Annotated in this window: 19 protein-coding genes; 4 read left to right on the top strand and 15 right to left on the bottom strand. The window is 68.4% G+C overall.

Translation table 11 applies throughout. The features are described 5' to 3' along the window. Positions 1-135 precede the first annotated feature (135 nt). From AB0269_RS03675 to dapA, 7 genes are all read right to left on the bottom strand, one after another. On the bottom strand, positions 136-360 hold the full coding sequence (locus AB0269_RS03675) for a DUF3046 domain-containing protein (protein ID WP_366209884.1): 225 nt from the start codon (positions 358-360) through the stop codon (positions 136-138). A gap of 24 nt (positions 361-384) precedes the next feature. Then, the gene (locus tag AB0269_RS03670; RefSeq protein WP_175986089.1) at positions 385-693 is read right to left on the bottom strand and encodes a helix-turn-helix transcriptional regulator; all 309 of its coding nucleotides are present in this window, start codon (positions 691-693) and stop codon (positions 385-387) included. Positions 694-837: 144 nt separating this feature from the next. Further along, positions 838-1320: a CinA family protein gene (locus tag AB0269_RS03665; protein ID WP_366209883.1), complete on the bottom strand. Its 483-nt coding sequence runs from the start codon at positions 1318-1320 to the stop codon at positions 838-840. Next, complete coding sequence (pgsA, locus tag AB0269_RS03660; protein ID WP_366209882.1) at positions 1317-1895, bottom strand: CDP-diacylglycerol--glycerol-3-phosphate 3-phosphatidyltransferase; 579 nt, start codon at positions 1893-1895, stop codon at positions 1317-1319. Before pgsA ends, AB0269_RS03665 begins: the two co-directional genes overlap by 4 nt. Continuing rightward, positions 1895-4624 (bottom strand): DNA translocase FtsK 4TM domain-containing protein, encoded by a 2730-nt coding sequence (locus AB0269_RS03655; RefSeq protein WP_366209881.1) that lies wholly within the window; start codon positions 4622-4624, stop codon positions 1895-1897. Before AB0269_RS03655 ends, pgsA begins: the two co-directional genes overlap by 1 nt. Positions 4625-4683: 59 nt before the next feature. Next, the gene (locus AB0269_RS03650) at positions 4684-6360 is read right to left on the bottom strand and encodes a ribonuclease J (protein ID WP_366209879.1); all 1677 of its coding nucleotides are present in this window, start codon (positions 6358-6360) and stop codon (positions 4684-4686) included. A 79-nt stretch (positions 6361-6439) separates the two neighbouring features. Next, positions 6440-7417, bottom strand: coding sequence for a 4-hydroxy-tetrahydrodipicolinate synthase (gene dapA / locus AB0269_RS03645; protein ID WP_366209878.1), 978 nt, complete (start codon positions 7415-7417; stop codon positions 6440-6442). A 55-nt stretch (positions 7418-7472) separates the two neighbouring features. Between dapA and AB0269_RS03640 the strand changes: the two genes are divergently transcribed. Then, a complete protein-coding gene (locus AB0269_RS03640) occupies positions 7473-8009 on the top strand; it encodes an NUDIX hydrolase (RefSeq protein WP_366209876.1) in 537 nt (178 codons plus the stop codon). A 10-nt stretch (positions 8010-8019) separates the two neighbouring features. Here the strand turns inward: AB0269_RS03640 and AB0269_RS03635 are convergent, their stop codons facing one another. The 3 genes from AB0269_RS03635 to AB0269_RS03625 are packed head-to-tail and all read right to left on the bottom strand — an operon-like array spanning position 8020 to position 10084. Beyond that, positions 8020-8781, bottom strand: coding sequence for an SDR family oxidoreductase (locus AB0269_RS03635; protein ID WP_366209874.1), 762 nt, complete (start codon positions 8779-8781; stop codon positions 8020-8022). Beyond that, positions 8781-9251 carry a dihydrofolate reductase gene (locus tag AB0269_RS03630; protein ID WP_366209872.1) on the bottom strand — a complete coding sequence of 157 codons (471 nt, stop codon included), beginning with the start codon at positions 9249-9251 and terminating at the stop codon, positions 8781-8783. Before AB0269_RS03630 ends, AB0269_RS03635 begins: the two co-directional genes overlap by 1 nt. A gap of 23 nt (positions 9252-9274) precedes the next feature. Continuing rightward, entirely contained in the window at positions 9275-10084 is an 810-nt protein-coding gene (locus AB0269_RS03625; RefSeq protein ID WP_366209871.1) for a thymidylate synthase, read from the bottom strand. Positions 10085-10177: 93 nt separating this feature from the next. Between AB0269_RS03625 and AB0269_RS03620 the strand changes: the two genes are divergently transcribed. The 3 genes from AB0269_RS03620 (at position 10178) to AB0269_RS03610 (ending at position 11700) form a co-directional block, all read left to right on the top strand. Beyond that, positions 10178-10603: a thioredoxin family protein gene (locus AB0269_RS03620; protein WP_366209869.1), complete on the top strand. Its 426-nt coding sequence runs from the start codon at positions 10178-10180 to the stop codon at positions 10601-10603. A 19-nt stretch (positions 10604-10622) separates the two neighbouring features. Continuing rightward, on the top strand, positions 10623-11204 hold the full coding sequence (locus AB0269_RS03615) for a DUF4395 domain-containing protein (RefSeq protein WP_366209867.1): 582 nt from the start codon (positions 10623-10625) through the stop codon (positions 11202-11204). 70 nt (positions 11205-11274) lie between these two features. Continuing rightward, positions 11275-11700 carry an OsmC family peroxiredoxin gene (locus AB0269_RS03610; protein ID WP_366209866.1) on the top strand — a complete coding sequence of 142 codons (426 nt, stop codon included), beginning with the start codon at positions 11275-11277 and terminating at the stop codon, positions 11698-11700. A 23-nt stretch (positions 11701-11723) separates the two neighbouring features. Here AB0269_RS03610 and AB0269_RS03605 read toward each other — a convergent pair whose 3' ends face one another. From AB0269_RS03605 to AB0269_RS03585, 5 genes are all read right to left on the bottom strand, one after another. Then, complete coding sequence (locus AB0269_RS03605) at positions 11724-12170, bottom strand: hypothetical protein (RefSeq protein ID WP_366209864.1); 447 nt, start codon at positions 12168-12170, stop codon at positions 11724-11726. Further along, a complete protein-coding gene (gene dapB, locus AB0269_RS03600; protein WP_366209863.1) occupies positions 12167-12913 on the bottom strand; it encodes a 4-hydroxy-tetrahydrodipicolinate reductase in 747 nt (248 codons plus the stop codon). The genes AB0269_RS03605 and dapB overlap by 4 nt, the downstream gene beginning before the upstream one ends. Positions 12914-12932: 19 nt before the next feature. Then, a complete protein-coding gene (locus tag AB0269_RS03595) occupies positions 12933-13535 on the bottom strand; it encodes a histidine phosphatase family protein (RefSeq protein ID WP_175986074.1) in 603 nt (200 codons plus the stop codon). Positions 13536-13617: 82 nt separating this feature from the next. Next, positions 13618-14646, bottom strand: coding sequence for an aldo/keto reductase (locus AB0269_RS03590; protein ID WP_366209862.1), 1029 nt, complete (start codon positions 14644-14646; stop codon positions 13618-13620). Between the two features lie 182 nt (positions 14647-14828). Continuing rightward, the gene (locus AB0269_RS03585) at positions 14829-17099 is read right to left on the bottom strand and encodes a polyribonucleotide nucleotidyltransferase (protein WP_366209860.1); all 2271 of its coding nucleotides are present in this window, start codon (positions 17097-17099) and stop codon (positions 14829-14831) included. Between the last annotated feature and the right edge of the window lie 47 nt (positions 17100-17146).

The raw sequence follows: 17146 nt of genomic DNA, 5'->3' as shown, positions 1-17146 counted from the left end.
CCGACATTGCATCGGATTCACCACGAACGGTGGACGACAGTGCTTCGTAACCACTTGTGCAGAACGATACGCGCACTTCGAACACATCTTCGACGACACGCCGGGCCCGTCAGAGCGAACCCTCGCTGCGAAGGCTCAGCGCCGGCGCGGTTCCAGTCGGCCGACGCCGTAGCGGCGCTCAGGCGGAACATCCATCTCGGCGCACAGCGCGGCCCAGATCTCCCGCGGCGGCACGCCGCTCTCCAGCGCCTCTGCGGCCGTGCGGTTCCCGATCGCTCCGAGTACGAGATCGCTCATGATCGCGACCGAGCGTCCACCGAACTCATCTTCGACCGCGCGATGGAACTCGCTGCGTCGCATCCGTCGTCCTGATTCGCCTCGGGGTCAGTGGAGGGACAGCTCGGGCTCGACCGACGCCACCAGGTCGTCGGGAACCACATCGGGGAACACCTGGATGCCCTCGAGCACGGAGATCCGGTCTCCGACCTCGCGCATGATCCGCGAGATGGGGACGTCGAGCGCCTCGGCGACCGATGCGAGGATCTCGCTGGACGCCTCCTTCTGGCCGCGTTCGACCTCGCTCAGATATCCGAGCGCCACCGACGCCTTGCTCGCGACCTGCCGGAGCGTGCGCCCCTTCTGCAGGCGGAAGTCCCTCAGCACATCGCCGATTTCCTGTCGAACAAGAATCATCGGAACCTCCTCTCCATTCCCCAGATCGGAGTCGCCTCCGAACGGATCGCCAGTCTAACCCGACTCTCTGTTGAAAACGCTACCGTTTCACGCTGTGGTTTCGTTGAGAACGACACATCTGGGACAACGCGGGTCCCACGGGGGCTATTCCCCGAGTGCTGTCAGCACCGCGGCGACCGCAGCCTGCACGGATGCGGCGCGCACTGCGGCGCGGTCTCCGTCGAATCGGAAGCCGTACGCACGCGCGCCGTCCGGTGTCGCGACGCCGATGTGCACCGTGCCGACGGGCTGCCCGTCCGGCGAGTCGGGCCCGGCGATACCGGTCGTGGCGATTCCGACGTCTGCGCGGCGGCCGTCGACCTGCACGGCCTCGCGGACACCTGTCGCCATCTGGATCGCGACCTCGGGATGCACCGGTCCGTGTTCTGCGAGCAGTGCGGCATCCACACCGAGCAGCGACGCCTTGACCGGCGTCGCGTAGGCCACCACTCCCCCGAGAAGCGTCGCAGAGGCGCCGGGGACCGTGACGATCTCGGCGCTGAGCGCTCCCCCGGTGAGCGATTCTGCGACGCCGATGGTCCAGCCGCGAGCCGTGAGTGCGGCGACGAGCCGAGCCGTGTCGCTCATGCCCGGCCGGCGCGTGAGCCGCGCACCTGCGAGACGACGTAGTCGATGCCGCTGGCGACAGTCAGCACGAGCGTCGCGTACATGAGGACGATGCCGACACCGGTCCACCAGTCCATACCGATCAGCTGATGGAGCGGAAGCAGCCACCAGCTCAGCGCCACGCCCTGGAACGCCGTCTTGAGCTTGCCCATCCAGGCGGCCGCGACGATGTGATCGTTCGCGACCACGAAGCGGTGGATCGTGATGCCCCACTCGCGGATCAGGATGAGGATGACGACCCACCAGGGCCATTCGCCGAGGATGGCGAGCCCGACGAAACCGGCGCCGGTGAGCAGCTTGTCGGCGATCGGGTCCCAGAGCTTGCCGAAGTCGCTGACGATGTCGTACTTGCGTGCCAGGTACCCGTCGACCCAGTCCGTGGAGATCGCGAGCACGAAGAGTCCGCCGGCGACCCAGCGGATCACCATGTCAGCGTGGCCGTAGACGCCGCCGAGCAGCAGCAGCACGAAGAATACGACCGCGAGCGGGATACGGGCGATCGTGATCGCGTTCGGCAGCTGCCGGGGAATCGTCATCAGTCGCGGCCCGTCAGGCCCCAGGCGTCTTCGTCGCCCTGATCCTCGTCGACGACCGGCAGTCCCTCGAACTGCGATTCGATCGGATCGCGACCGTAGTCGACGGACTCGGCGGCGGGAGTCGCGGGCGCCGCCGCGGGCGCGGGCGGCGCATCCTCGCCGCGCAGCTTGGCCATCACGGCGGGCAGCTGCTCGGCGGTGACGAGCACGTCGCGGGCCTTGGACCCCTCGGACGGACCGACGATCTCACGCGACTCGAGCAAATCCATCAATCGACCCGCCTTCGCGAAGCCGACCCGCAGCTTGCGCTGCAGCATGGAGGTCGATCCGAACTGCGACGACACCACGAGCTCGGCGGCGGCGAGAAGCACCTCGAGGTCGTCGCCGATGTCCTCGTCGACCTCCTTCTTCTTGGCCGGGTCCATGGCCTCCTGCACATCGGCGCGGTACTCCGGCCGAGCCTGTGCGGTGACGTGCTTGACGACGGCGTCGATCTCGGTCTCCTCGACCCACGCGCCCTGCAGACGGAACGGCTTCGACGATCCCATGGGCGAGAACAGAGCGTCACCCTGACCGATGAGCTTGTCGGCACCGGGAGCATCCAGGATCACGCGGCTGTCAGTGACGCTCGTCACCGCGAACGCGAGCCGTGAGGGGACGTTCGCCTTGATGAGGCCGGTCACGACGTCCACGCTCGGGCGCTGCGTCGCCAGCACGAGGTGGATGCCGGAGGCCCGGGCGAGCTGCGTGATACGGACGATCGAGTCCTCGACGTCGCGCGGGGCGACCATCATGAGGTCGGCGAGCTCGTCGACGACGACGAGCAGGTACGGGTACGGCTTGAGCACCCGCTCGCTGCCGGCCGGCACCTCGACCTCGCCGGCGCGGACGGCCTTGTTGAAGTCGTCGATGTGACGGAATCCGAACGACGCGAGGTCGTCGTACCGCATGTCCATCTCCTTCACCACCCACTGCAGCGCCTCAGCGGCCTTCTTCGGGTTGGTGATGATGGGCGTGATCAGGTGGGGAACACCGGCGTAACTGGTGAGTTCGACGCGCTTGGGGTCGATGAGCACCATGCGCACATCGGCCGGCCGTGCCCGCATCAGCAGGCTCGTGATCATCGAGTTCACGAAGCTCGACTTACCGGATCCGGTGGAGCCGGCCACGAGCAAGTGGGGCATCTTGGCGAGGTTCGCGACGACGATGTTGCCGCCGACGTCCTTGCCGACGCCGATCGTCATCGGGTGCGTGCTCTTCTGCGCGGCGGGCGAGCGCAGCACATCGCCGAGCGCGACCATCTCCTTGTCGGCGTTCGGGATCTCGATGCCGATGGCGCTCTTGCCGGGGATCGGCGAGAGGATGCGGACGTCGTTGGACGCCACGGCGTAGGCGAAGTTGTTCGACAGCTGCGTGATCTTCTCGACCTTGACGCCGTGCCCGACCTCGACCTCGTACTGCGTCACCGTCGGTCCGCGGGAGAAGCCCGTCACCTTGGCGTCGACCTTGAACTGCTCCAGCACGCTGGTGAGCTGCTGGATCACCTTGTCTGTGGCATCCGAGCGCACCACCGGCGGCGGGCCCTCGCGGAGCACGCCTGGGGAGGGCAGCACGTAGGGCGCGCTCGGCGCCTGCAGCCCCCGCTCCCCCGGCCCGTCGGTGCCGAAGCCGGAGAGCCCGGGCAATTCGGGCTGCTCACCGGTGTCGCCCGAGTCGTCGAGCAGAGCCGTGCCGCTCTGACCCGAGAGTCCCTGCATGACGCCGGCGACATCGCTGAGCACCTCGGTGGCGGCATCCGACGGGTCGTCGAGGATGACGGCCTGGTCGTACGCCGTGTTCGCGTGGGCGTCATCTGCTCCCGAGAGCAGCTCCGTGAGGTCCTGTGAGCCGATCCCCTCGTCCGGATCCTCTTCGCGGCCGCTCTTGTTGCGGCGCCACCACGGCAGCGAGTCCTCTTCGGCGATCTCGACGAGGTCGCCGGACGACCCGTCGGAATCCTTCTCGACCCGCTCGGGGCGCTCTGCGCCGAACATCCAGGCATACAGGTCTCCGAGACGCGGGCCGATCTTGTTCGGCGGCGTCTTGGTGATGATGAGGATGCTCAGCAGAGCGAGCAGGCTCAGCACGATGTAGGCGACGATGTCGGTCAGGTACGACAGCGGCTCGCCCAGCATCCATCCGAACAGACCGCCGGCTGCGCTCAGGGCGGGCATGCCCTGCCGCGGCTCGGGCTGACCGCCCGCGACGTGGCAGATGCCGGCGATCGAGATCACGAACAGTCCGAATCCGATGCCGATGCGGCCGTTGTCGTGGACGGATGACGGATGCCGGAACAGCCAGCCGGCGAGGATCAGCAGCATGACGGGCATGAGGAACGCGGTGCGCCCGATCAGCCCGCCGACCGTGTAGGCGCTGATGTTCTGCGCGACCTCGTTGCCGATGAAGAACCACTCGTCGACGGCGCCGAGACACGCGAGGATCACGAGGAGGAACGGGAAGCCGTCGCGCCGCTGATCCTTTTCGAGGACCTCGGGGCCGAACGCGCGGAACAGCCCGCCGACGCCGTGGGCGAGCCCGACCCACGCGCGGACGAGGATCGAGGGCTTGTCGTCCTCGTCGATGTACTTCTTCGGTGCCGCGGGGATCTTCTTCGTCGGGGCCGTCTGCGCCTTGGCGCGCGAGGTCGTCTTCTCGGACGCGCGCGAGGTCTTCGTGGTGCTCCTGGCCATGGTCACAGACTACGTTCAGCCACCGACGGCGCCGCGTAATGACGCGGCTTTCCGCCGATTCAGGCCTCGATGACCAGCGGCACGATCATGGGCCGGCGACGCAGCTTCTGGTTCACCCAGCGCCCGATCGTGCGGCGCACGACCTGCGACAGCGCGTGCGTGTCGCGCACGCCGTTGCCCGAGGCCTCCTTGAGCGCCGCGACGATCTTCGGGACGACGTCCTCGAAGACCGCGTCGTCCTCGGCGATGCCGCGGGCATGGATCTCGGGGCCGGAGATGATGCGGCCGGTAGTGGCGTCCACGACGACGATGATCGACACGAACCCCTCCTCGCCGAGGATCCGGCGGTCCTTGAGATCGGCATCCGTGATCTCGCCCACCGTCGAGCCGTCGACGTAGACGAAACCGATGTCGTGCTGGCCGGCGACGCGCGCCTCGCCGTCCTTGAGGTCGATGATCGTTCCGTTGGAGGCCAGGAACGTGTTCTCGACCGGGATGCCGGTCTCCTGCGCGAGCTTGGCATTCGCCATGAGGTGACGGTACTCGCCGTGTACCGGGAGCACGTTCTTGGGCTTGAGGATGTTGTAGCAGTACAGCAGCTCACCGGCAGCCGCGTGTCCGGAGACGTGCACCCGAGCGTTCGCCTTGTGCACGACGTTCGCGCCGAGCTTGGTCAGGCCGTCGATCACGCGGTAGACGGCGTTCTCGTTGCCCGGGATGAGGCTCGAGGCGAGGATGACGGTGTCGCCCTCACCCGGCTCGATGGCGTGGTCGAGGTTCGCCATGCGGCTGAGCACCGCCATCGGCTCGCCCTGCGATCCGGTCGACATGTAGACGATGCGGTCGTCGGGGAGGTCCTTGGCCTTCTTGTAGTCGATGAGCACGTTCTCGGGCACCTTGAGGTAGCCGAGGTCTGCGGCGATGCCCATGTTGCGGACCATGCTGCGTCCGAGCAGCGCCACCCGGCGGCCGTTCGCGTGCGCGGCGTCCAGCACCTGCTGGACGCGGTGGACGTGGCTGGAGAAGCTCGCGACGATCACGCGGCGCTGCGCCTTCGCGATCACCTGGTCGAGCACGGGTCCGATCGAGCGCTCGGTGGGCGTGAAGCCGGGGACGTCGGCGTTCGTGGAGTCGACGAGGAACAGGTCGACACCCTCCTCGCCGAGACGCGAGAACGCCCGGAGGTCGGTGATGCGGCCGTCCAGCGGCAACTGGTCCATCTTGAAGTCGCCCGTGGCCAGCACGAGGCCCGCAGGCGTGCGGATCGCGACCGCCAGGGCATCGGGGATCGAGTGGTTCACGGCGACGAACTCGAGGTCGAACGGCCCGACCTTCTCCTGCTGCCCTTCCTGCACCGTGAGGGTGAACGGCTTGATGCGGTGCTCCTTGAGCTTCGCCTCGACGAGCGCGAGGGTGAGCCCGGATCCGATCAGGGGGATGTCGCTCTTGAGCCGCAGCAGGTACGGCACGGCGCCGATGTGGTCCTCGTGGCCGTGCGTGAGCACGACGCCGACGATGTCGTCGAGACGGTCCTTGATCGGCTCGAAGTCGGGCAGGATCAGGTCGACGCCCGGCTGGTGGTCCTCGGGGAAGAGCACGCCGCAGTCGACGATCAGGATCTTGCCGTCGAACTCGAAGGTGGTCATGTTCCGGCCGACCTCGCCGAGGCCGCCGAGCGGGATGATGCGGAGGGTTCCCTCCGCGAGCTGTTCCGGGGCGGCGATGGGAATGGACATTGATGTCTCCTCAGTCGGACACGCGTCGTGCCCGTATTGCTGTGGGCGCGCTCTGCGCCCGTCGTTTCAGCGCATGGTGTCAGCGGGTGGTGCCGTGCACCTTCGGCAGCGCGCCGCCGGCGGCCGCATTGCGGTCGGGGCGGAAGTTCGAGAAATCGGCTCCGGGCACGTCCTTCACCAGGGCGAGCTCGTCCTCGATGAGTGCGGCCTCCCACTCCTCCGGCCCGACCAGGGGCAGGCGGACGCGGGGGCTGGAGATGCGGCCGAGGCCGTGCAAGATGTACTTCGCCGACACGGTGCCCGGCACGTGCGTCATCGTGGCCCGCACGAGCGGCTCGAGGCGCTTGTGCTCGGCCGTCGCCGTGGCCAGGTCGCCGCGGTTCACGGCGTCGACGATCGTCCGGTACGGCGCCGAGGTGATGTTCGCCGTCACACCGATCAGACCGGATGCTCCGATCGAGAGGTGCGGGAGGACATTGGCGTCGTCGCCGGAGAAGTACATCAGATCGGTCTGGTTCAGCACGCGGCTGACCTCGCTGAAATCGCCCTTGGCGTCCTTCACCGCGAGAATGTTCGGGTGCTTGGCCAGGCGCAGGATCGTCTCGTACTTGATCGGGACGCCGGTACGGCCGGGGATGTCGTACAGGATCACCGGCAGATCGGTCGCGTCGGCGACCAGGCGGAAGTGCGTGAGGATGCCTGCCTGGGTCGGCTTGTTGTAGTACGGCGTGACGATCATGATGCCGTCGGCTCCGGCCTTCTCACTGGCCTTGTAGAGCTCGATCGCGTGCGCGGTCTCGTTCGAGCCGCCGCCGGTGATGATCTTCGCGCGCCCGGCCGAGACCGATCGCCCGACCTCGACGAGCTTGAGCTTCTCGGCGTCGGTGAGGGTCGACGTCTCGCCCGTGGTCCCGGTCACGACGATGCCGTCGGCACCCCCCGCGATGACGTCGTCCATGTGCTTCTCGGTGGCGTCCCAGTCGACTTCACCGTCGGCCGTCATCGGAGTGACGAGCGCGACGAGGACCTGTCCGAAGGGGTTGCCCGAGTGCGTCATGATCCCAGCGTATCGGTTTCGGCCTGTCGTGACCGCGCCGGATAGGCTCACCGGCATGACCTGGAAGACCCGCGCATCCCGCGTCGTGTACGAGAACCCGTGGATCTCGGTCCGCGAGGACGCCGTCGACGGCCCGTCCGGCGAGGGCATCTACGGCGTCGTCACGCTGCGCAACGCCGCGGTGTTCGTCGTCGCCGTGGATGACGAGGACCGCGTGTGCCTGGTCACCGTCGACCGGTACACCGTGGGGCGATCGATCGAGGTGCCGGCGGGCGGAACCGACGGCGAGGAACCGCTGACCGCCGCCCGACGCGAACTTCTCGAGGAGACCGGTCTGCAGGCCGATCAGTGGACGCCGATCGGTTCGATGAACGCCCTGAACGGCGTCACGGTCGCCCCGGAGCACGTCTTCCTCGCTCGCGGCCTGAGCTCCGCGGCATCCGGGTCGGCGCAGGAGGAGGAGGGCATCGTCGACCTCGTGTGGGTGCCGTTCCCCGAGGTGCTCGAGATGGTCGCCGACGGACGCATCTCGGACGGCGAGACTGTGGCCGCACTCGCCTATGCGGGCATCCACCTCGCACGGTTCCGCTGAGCGCTCGCCCTCAGACGCGGCCGCGACGGGCAGCGCGTGCCGTCACGGATGCCGGGAGCACCTTCGTGAGTGCGACGACGACCTTGTACCGCAGCGACGGAATCGACACGGCTCTGCCGCGTGCGGCATCCCGCAGGCCCTCGCGCACGACGTCCGGCGCGTTCAGCCAGCCGATCGCGGGGATCCCCTCGTGCCCGGGCGCGAGGCCCATCCGCTCGTGGAACGTCGTGTGCGTGAATCCGGGGCAGACTGCGGTGACGGTCACGCCGTCGGCTGCGTACTCGGCGTTCGCCCACCGGCTGAAGCCGATCAGCCACTGCTTGCAGGCCGAGTACGTCGAACGCGAGATGAATCCGGCGACGGATGCGACGTTGATGATCCGGCCGCCCCGACCGCGCATGCTGCGCAATGCCGCGTGCATGAGCCGCATGGGCGCCTCGACATGGATGCGCAGGTGCCTCACCTCATCGTCGATGTCGTTGTCGGCGAAGTGCAGCGGCAAGCCGAATCCGGCGTTGTTCACGAGGAGGTCGATCGAATGCTCCGGGTCGGCGATCCTGTCGACGATCCGCTGCACGTCGTCAGCGACCACGAGGTCTGCGGTGAGGACGTCGACCGCCACGCCGTGCGCGTCGCGCAGATCTGCCGCCAGGCGCTCGAGCGGCGCCGCCGAGCGTGCGACGAGGACCAGATCGGCGCCGCGACCGGCGAGCTGGCGAGCGAACTCCTCGCCGAGCCCGGCGCTCGCGCCGGTGATGAGAGCGGTGGGCATCAGCGCTCGTACCCGAGGAAGCGGTAGCGGATGCCGGTGCGGGACGTCTGCCACTCGCCCTCGTCGACGAGACGCCAGCCCTCCTTCGACGGGGCGTAGGCGTCACCGGCGACCTCGAGATCGATCTCGGTCACCTCGAGCCGGTCGGCATCGCCGATCACCTGCGCGAAGATCTCGGCGCCGCCGATGATCCACACGCGTTCGAGCCCCCGCACGGCGCTGGGCAGATCCGCCGCCCGGCGTGCGCCATCGGCGCTCCAGTCCTGCTGCCGGGTGATGACGATGTTCTCCCGCCCCGGCAGAGGCCGGAAGCGCGCGGGCAGCGAATCCCAGGTCTTGCGCCCCATCACGACGGGCGCGGTCAGGGTGATCTCCTTGAAGTGCGCCAGGTCCTCGGGCACGTGCCACGGCATCCCGCCCTCTGCGCCGATCACGCCACCGCGCGCCTCGGCCCAGATCAGGCCGACCATGGGACCAGCGAAGAGGGAGTCGCTCACACCGCCACCGCCGCACGGATCGCCGGGTGGTGCTGGTAGTCCTCGACGACGAAGTCGTCGAACGCGTAGTCGAAGATGGACTCCGGCTTCCTGGCGAAGCGCAGCGTCGGGTAGGGGTACGCATCGCGGCTCAGCTGTTCGCGCACCTGCTCGACGTGGTTGTCGTACACGTGGCAGTCGCCGCCCGTCCAGACGAAGTCGCCGGGCTCGAGGCCGGTCTGCTGCGCGATCATCATCGTCAGCAGGGCGTAGCTGGCGATGTTGAACGGGACGCCGAGGAACATGTCGGCGCTGCGCTGGTAGAGCTGGCAGGAGAGCCGTCCGTCCGCGACGTAGAACTGGAACAGGGCGTGGCACGGGGCCAGCGCCATGTCGGGGATGTCGGCCGGGTTCCAGGCCGAGACGATGATGCGACGCGAGTCCGGTGTCGCCCTGATCTGCTCGATCACCTGGGCGAGCTGGTCGATGGTTCTGCCGTCTGGCGTCGGCCACGACCGCCACTGCACGCCGTACACGGGGCCGAGGTCGCCATCGGCATCCGCCCACTCGTCCCAGATGGTGACGCCGTTCTCCTGCAGCCAGGCAACGTTCGAGTCACCGCGCAGGAACCAGAGCAGCTCGTAGGCGATCGACTTGAAGTGGACGCGCTTGGTCGTGATCAGCGGGAAGCCCTGCGAGAGGTCGAACCGGATCTGCCGGCCGAACACGCTGGTCGTCCCCGTCCCGGTCCGGTCGTCCTTGTGCGTGCCGTGATCCAGCACGTCGCGGAGCAGGTCTTCGTACGGCGTGGGAACGGCATCGCTCATGCCAGCCAGACTACCGCGACGCTCCGACAACCGGGCCCGTCACGCACCGTCACATCCGCCCTGGGCGGCCGAGACCGGACGTACGCTCGGAACATGCCCGTGTCCACCGCGATAGCCGTCGCCGCCGCCCTGCTCGTCGTGGCCACCGTGCTCGGGCTCGTGCTGCGCACCGGAGACGGTCGGCGGCGCGCAGGACGCGGGCTCGCGATGCGCGCGGAGGATCTCCCCGCTCCCCTCACGGCCGGTGCCACGCTCGTGCAGTTCAGCACCGCGCTGTGCGCCCGGTGCCCGCAGGTGCGCCGGATGCTCACCGGGATCGCGGAAGCCGACCCCGCCGTGACGCACCTCGACATCGACCTCACCCACCGCAACGACCTGGCCGCGCGCTATCACGTGCTCCAGACCCCCACCATCTTCCTCGTCGACCGCACCGGCGCCGTCGTGTCCCGCTGGAGCGGCGTGCCCGAGCGCACCGCCGTCGTCTCGGCGCTGCGTGCCGTGACCAAGACTGCGCCGTGACCACCGCTCAGGAGCACCCATGACCACATCTGCCGGAATCGATCCTCGCGGCCCCCGCTTCGCCGCCGCCATCACCACCGCGCTGCTTCTCGTCGCCGTCGTGCTCGGTCTCGTCGGCGCATCCACGGCGAGGCGGCTCGACGCCGCGTTCGGCTGGTTCGCGTACCAGCCGCTCTCCGGCGAGGACTTCGCCTTCATCGCCGGGACGTGGCTCCTGCCAACACTCCCGCTCGCTGAGCGGGCACTGGACCCCGGCTTCCTTCTTCTCCTGGTCATCGCCCTCCTGTTCCTGTGGGGCGCCGCCTTCCCGCGCACCGCTCCCTGGGCGGTGCTGTTCCGGCGAGTCATCCGACCGCGGCTGTCTCCCACGACCGACCTCGAGGACCCGCGACCTCCGCGCTTCGCCCAGGGCGTGGGACTGGTCGTCGTCTCGATCGGTCTGGTCCTTCATCTGCTCGGTGTCCCGTGGGCGCTGCCGATCGCCGCAGCCGCGGCATTCATCGCCGCGTTCCTCAACGCGGTATTCGGATTCTGCCTGGGCTGCCAGCTGTACCTGCTCCTGCAGCGCGCCGGTCTCGTCGGGCGGTCGGCTCCGGCCTGATCCGCCGGTTCCCCGGATCGTCCCTGCTCGATAGGCTGACGGGACACCTTTCACGACCCCTGGAGGAATCATGCCCGTCACCAGCGAAGCAGCAACGACCTGGACCGGTTCTCTCGCCGAGGGCTCGGGCACCGTCCGGTTCTCGTCGTCGAACCTCGGCACGTTCCCCATCGACTGGAAGGCACGCAGCGAAGGGTCCGACACGACGACGACGCCGGAGGAGCTCATCGCCGCAGCGCACGCGTCGTGCTTCAGCATGGCGCTCTCGCATGCGCTGTCGGAGAACGGCACCCCGCCGGAGCGCGTCGACACCAGCGCCTCGGTCACCTTCAAGCCCGGGACCGGCATCACCGGCAGCCACCTCAACGTCAACGCGAAGGTGCCGGGACTCACCGCGGAGCAGTTCCAGGAGATCGCAGAAGGAGCGAAGACGGGATGCCCGGTGTCTCAGGCGCTCTCGGGCATCGAGATCACTCTCGAGGCGACCCTCGCCTGAGGCCCAGCGAAACTGGGAAAACGTCAGTCCGCTGAACTCTTCGCGAGCCTGATCGCCTCGCGGATGCTGGCGCGCGCGTCCTTGCGGCGCCCCGCCGCATCCTGAACCACACCCAGCCGGTACCGGGCGCGCCAGTCGTCGGACGCCGCCTCTGCTTCAGCCGCGTAGCGCTGCACGAGCGGCTCCGCGTCCGTCCTCGCGAGGCGGCCGTTCGGACTCAGCTCGGTCTCGGCCGCCGGCATGCCGCCCTCGGCATCCAGCCTCGAGCCGAGACGCTCCGCCTGCATCCCGAACTGGACCTCGCGCACCAGCGCCCACGCGCCGATCAGCGGCAGCACGATCAGCGCGGCCCCCATGGCGATCCCCACGGGGTCGCCGCTGGTCAGGTAGAGGAAAGCCCACTGGCCCGTGAGCACGAAGTACAGGACCAGGCACAGCCCGATGACGATGACGCCGGCTCTGGCCATCATGCGCGCGGCCGGATGCCGATGTCGATCATGTTCTCCAGACCGATGACGATCCCGCGCGCGGTGGCCGCGTACGGCACCGCGAGGCGGATGCCGGGTGCGTATGCCTGCGCGGGATCCACAGTGTCATGCGTGATCGTCAGCGATTCGCCCGGCCCCGAGAGGATGACGTCCTGACGCGCGATCACTCCGGGCCGGCGCAGCGAGTGCACGGGAACGCTCGCGACCTGCTGCCCTCTCGCGCGCTGATCGGCGTGCGGGGCGCTGACCGGGCCCTGTTCCGCCCTGGCGGCGGCGATGAGCTCGGCTGTGCGCACAGCGGTACCGCTGGGCGAATCGATCTTGGTGTCGCGATGGGCCTCGACGATCTCGGCCGATGCGAACAACGGCGCGGCCGCGGCCGCCAGAGACGATCCGAGGACCGAGCCGAGCGAGAAGTTGGGGATGAACACGGCACCGGTGCCCGCCTCTTCGACCAGCGGCCGGACGAGCGCAATGCGCTCCGCCGACCACCCGGAGGTGCCGACGAGCACGTTGATGCCGCGCTCGACCGCTGCTCTGACGATGTCGACACTGACCTGCGGCGTCGACGCGTCGACGACGAGATCGGCACCGGCGAGCTCGTCCAGGCGACTCGCGGAGGTGAGCACGCGCGACACCTCGAAGCCGTCGAGCTCGTCGATCACACGCGCGATGATCGTACCGAGCTTGCCCGAGCCGCCGACCAGTGCCACCTGAAGGGTCATGCACCCAGTCTATTTGCGCTCACACGGGCATCGCGTCCGGCAGGCCGGTCCGCAGCTCCATCGGCAGGTGGCTCAGTTCGTTGTGGTTGATCAGCGTCCACGGGCGGCCCTGCTTCTGTCCGATCACCGTGAGACCGCAGTGCGCCTGGTTCAGGGTCATCCAGCGCCAGTCGGGCGCGCCGAGCACTTCGCGCACGAACCACGCGATCACGAAGTTGTGCGTGATGAGGACCTCGTGCACGTCGCCCTGCTTGCGGACGAGGAACTCGTTCACGGCATCCGCCATCTGCGCTCCCCCTGCCTCGATCTCGGCGTCGGTCACCGACCCGAAGAACGACTCGTACACCGCGGGCGTGTCCTCGTTCATGCCGGTCGGGACGCAGTCGAACAGGAGCGCCGACGGTTGCGGGGTGACCGACGGCAGCCGCTCGGCGATCGCGCGAGCCGTCTCGGTCGCCCGCAGCAGCGGCGAGTGCCACACGGCGTCGAGAGGGAGCCCGGACAGCCGGTCCGCGATCAACTCCGCCTGGCGCTGCCCCCGCGGCGAGAGGGGTCCGTCATCGACGCCGTGCTCGGCATCCTGATGTTCACCATGTCTGACCAGATATATGTAGTGCGTCACAACCCGCTCGCTTCGTCGCCAGCCTTCACAGGGGCGTTCCCAGCCTAACCCGGACTCGAGCGCCGGGCCGCGCGCGTGTCGGTCAGTTGCCGACGCGGGTGAGTTCGGCGACCTGGGCGCGGGTCAGGGTGATCCCTGCGCCCTGCATGAGCTCGTCGACGTGCTCGGTGGCGAACGTGTTGACGATCGGCGCGACGATGCTGCGCTGCGCGAGCAGCCAGGCGATCGAGACCGCCGCCACGGGTGCGCCCACGTCGGCTGCGACCTGATCGAGGGCACGGAGGATTCGCGTGCCCCGGCGGTTGAGATGCCCGCGCAGCTGCTCGCCGCGCACACCGCGTGAGACGTGCGCCTTGCTGCGGTGCCTGCCGGAGAGGAACCCGTGCTCGAGCGCATGGGACGGAGTCACAGCCAGCCCCTGCGCCCCGGCGACGAGACGCAGGTCTCCTTCGAAGGCCTCGCGGCGGATGAGGTTGTACGGCTCATCGAGGACCTCGATGCGCGGGTATCCGGCCGAGGCGAGGATGCGCGCCTCGACGAGCTGCTCGGGTGAGAGCCCGAACGCGCCGATCGTGCCGACCTTGCCGGCGTCGCGCAGCCATTCCACCGTGGCGAGGGCATCCTCCACGGAGGCCGTGCGATCGAGTGTTGCATCCAGATACATCACGTCGATGCGTTCGACGCCCAGCCGGGTGAGCGAGCCCTCCACGGCGCGGACGAGGTTCGTCGAACCCAGACCCGGATTGTCGGCATGCGAGCCGACGCGAACGCTGAGCACGGTCCGATCGCGCAGTCCGCGGGAACGCAGCCACTGCCCGATGATGTGCTCACTGCGACCGCCGGAGAACCCGTCGGCCGTGTGGACCGCGTTGCCGCCGAACTCGACGTAGCGATCGAGGATCGCGTGACTCGTCTCGAGGTCGACGTTCCAGCCGAACTCGGCGGCGCCGAGCATGAGCGGGAAGGTCTGGATGCCGCTGTCGCCGAGCGCGACCCGGATGCCCTCTCCGACACCGGGCCCGACGACCGGGATCGGCGCAGACGGGTGCTCGGCGTTCTGCTCGGCGCGCTCGGGCTGCTCCTCAGCAGTCCCCGTGCCGAACAATCGCATTCTCACCACCCCCGGTGCGCACTCCCCGAGTGCGTACTCACAGGGTAAGCGAGAACGGCGACATCGCCGTCCATTGACGGTAACGAGAGCGGAACTTCCGATAACGGTTCGATCACGTGCAACGCCGCGACGGCCCGGATTCCGCACAGGAAGTGCCGAACCCGGGCCGTCGTGTGGAGGTGTTACGCCTCGGTGGTCTCCGCCTCAGCGGCCTCGGCCGGAGCGTCGTCGAGCACGGGCTCGAGCGACAGCTTGCCGCGGTCGTCGATCTTGGTGATCTTCACGAGCAGCTTCTGGCCGACCGAGAGGACGTCGTCGACGTTCTCGACGCGCTTGCCACCGGCGAGCTTGCGCACCTCGGTGACGTGCAGCAGGCCGTCCTTGCCTGGCAGCAGCGAGATGAAGGCGCCGAACGAGGCGATCTTCACGACGGTGCCGAGGAACTGCTCGCCGACCTCGGGGTTGGTCGGGTTGGCGATCGCGTTGACCTGGGCACGAGCGGCCTCGGCCGACGGACCGTCGACGGCGCCGATGTAGACGGTGCCGTCCTCCTCGATCGAGATCTGAGCGCCGGTCTCGTCCTGGATCGCGTTGATCGTCTTGCCCTTCGGGCCGATCAGTTCACCGATCTTGTCGACCGGGATCTGCACGCTGATGACGCGCGGCGCGGTCGGCGCCATCTCGTCAGGAGCGTCGATCGCGGCGTTGAGGACGTTCAGGATCGTCAGACGCGCGTCCTTGGCCTGCGTCAGAGCGCCCGCGAGTACGTCGGACGGGATGCCGTCGAGCTTCGTGTCGAGCTGGATCGCCGTGATGAACTCGCTCGTTCCCGCGACCTTGAAGTCCATGTCGCCGAGGGCGTCCTCGGCGCCGAGGATGTCGGTGAGGGCCGCGTAGCGGGTCTCGCCGTCGACCTCATCGGAGACGAGGCCCATCGCGATGCCGGCCACGGGTGCGCGCAGCGGCACACCGGCGTTCAGCAGCGACAGGGTCGACGCGCAGACCGAGCCCATCGACGTCGAGCCGTTGGAGCCGAGAGCCTCGGACACCTGACGGATCGCGTACGGGAACTCCTCGCGGCTCGGCAGCACCGGTACGAGTGCGCGCTCGGCGAGGAAGCCGTGCCCGATCTCGCGACGCTTCGGCGAACCGACGCGGCCGGTCTCACCGGTCGAGTACGGCGGGAAGTTGTAGTGGTGCATGTAGCGCTTGCTCGTCGTGGGCGAGAGCGAGTCGATCTGCTGCTCCATCTTGAGCATGTTCAGCGTGGTGACGCCCATGATCTGGGTCTCGCCGCGCTGGAAGATCGCCGAACCGTGCACGCGCGGGATGACCTGCACCTCGGCGTCGAGCGGGCGGATGTCGGCGAGGCCGCGACCGTCCATGCGCACGCCCTCGGAGAGGATGCGTCCGCGGACGATGCCCTTGGTGACCGACTTGTACGCGCCGGAGACCTCGCCTGCGGCGGACTCGGGCAGGGTCCCTGCCTCGATGGCTGCGGCGACCTCGGCCTTGACGCGGTCCTTGACCTCGTCATCGGCGTTCTGGCGCTCGATCTTGTCGGCGATCTGGTAGACCTTCTCGAGGTCCGCGGTCGCGGACGCGGCGATGAAGTCGTAGGTGGCCTGCTCGTACGCCGGGAATACCGGGTACACACCGGGCTCCTTCGCGGAGTGCGAAGCCATCTCGGCCTGCGCCTCGACGAGCTGCTTCAGGAACGGCTTGGCGGCCTCGAGGCCACCGGCGACGATGTCCTCGTTCGGCTTGACGGCGCCGCCCTTGATGAGGTTCCAGCTGTTCTCGGTGGCCTCGGCCTCGACCATCATGATCGCGACGTCTTCGGTGCCGTCGGCCTTCTTGACCACGCGGCCGGCGACCATGAGGTCGAAGACGGCCTCCTCGACCTGAGCCTGGTTCGGGAACGCGACCCACTGGTCGGCGTTCTCGCCGTGTCCGGGGATGAGCGCGAGGCGCACACCAGCGATCGGACCGGAGAAGGGCAGACCCGAGATCTGGGTCGACGCGGATGCCGCGTTGATCGCCAGAGCGTCGTAGTACTCGCCCGGTGCGATCGAGAGGACCGTGATGACGATCTGGACCTCGTTGCGCAGACCATCGACGAACGACGGACGCAGCGGACGGTCGATCAGGCGGCAGACGAGGATCGCCTCGGTGGAGGGACGGCCCTCGCGACGGAAGAACGAACCGGGGATCTTGCCTGCTGCGTACGAACGCTCTTCGACGTCGACGGTCAGCGGGAAGAAGTCGAAGCCCTCGCGCGGGTGCTTGCCGGCGCTGGTCGCGGAGAGGATCATCGTCTCTCCGTCGAGGTAGGCCGCAACCGAACCCTGTGCCTGCTGAGCGAGGCGACCGGTTTCGAAGCGGACGGTGCGGGTGCCGAAGCGGCCGTTGTCGAGAACGGCCTCGGCGGCAGTGATTTCAGGACCTTCCAAGAGGTCTCTCCTTCTTTGTTTAGACTCGTCCGTCCGTGTGACGGGCG

Origin of the sequence: Microbacterium sp. NPDC077644 (assembly GCF_040702785.1) — a bacterium.
Taxonomy (GTDB): domain Bacteria; phylum Actinomycetota; class Actinomycetes; order Actinomycetales; family Microbacteriaceae; genus Microbacterium.
The sequence above is the reverse complement of the archived record's forward strand: the minus strand, read 5'-3'. Positions and strand labels throughout refer to the sequence as shown.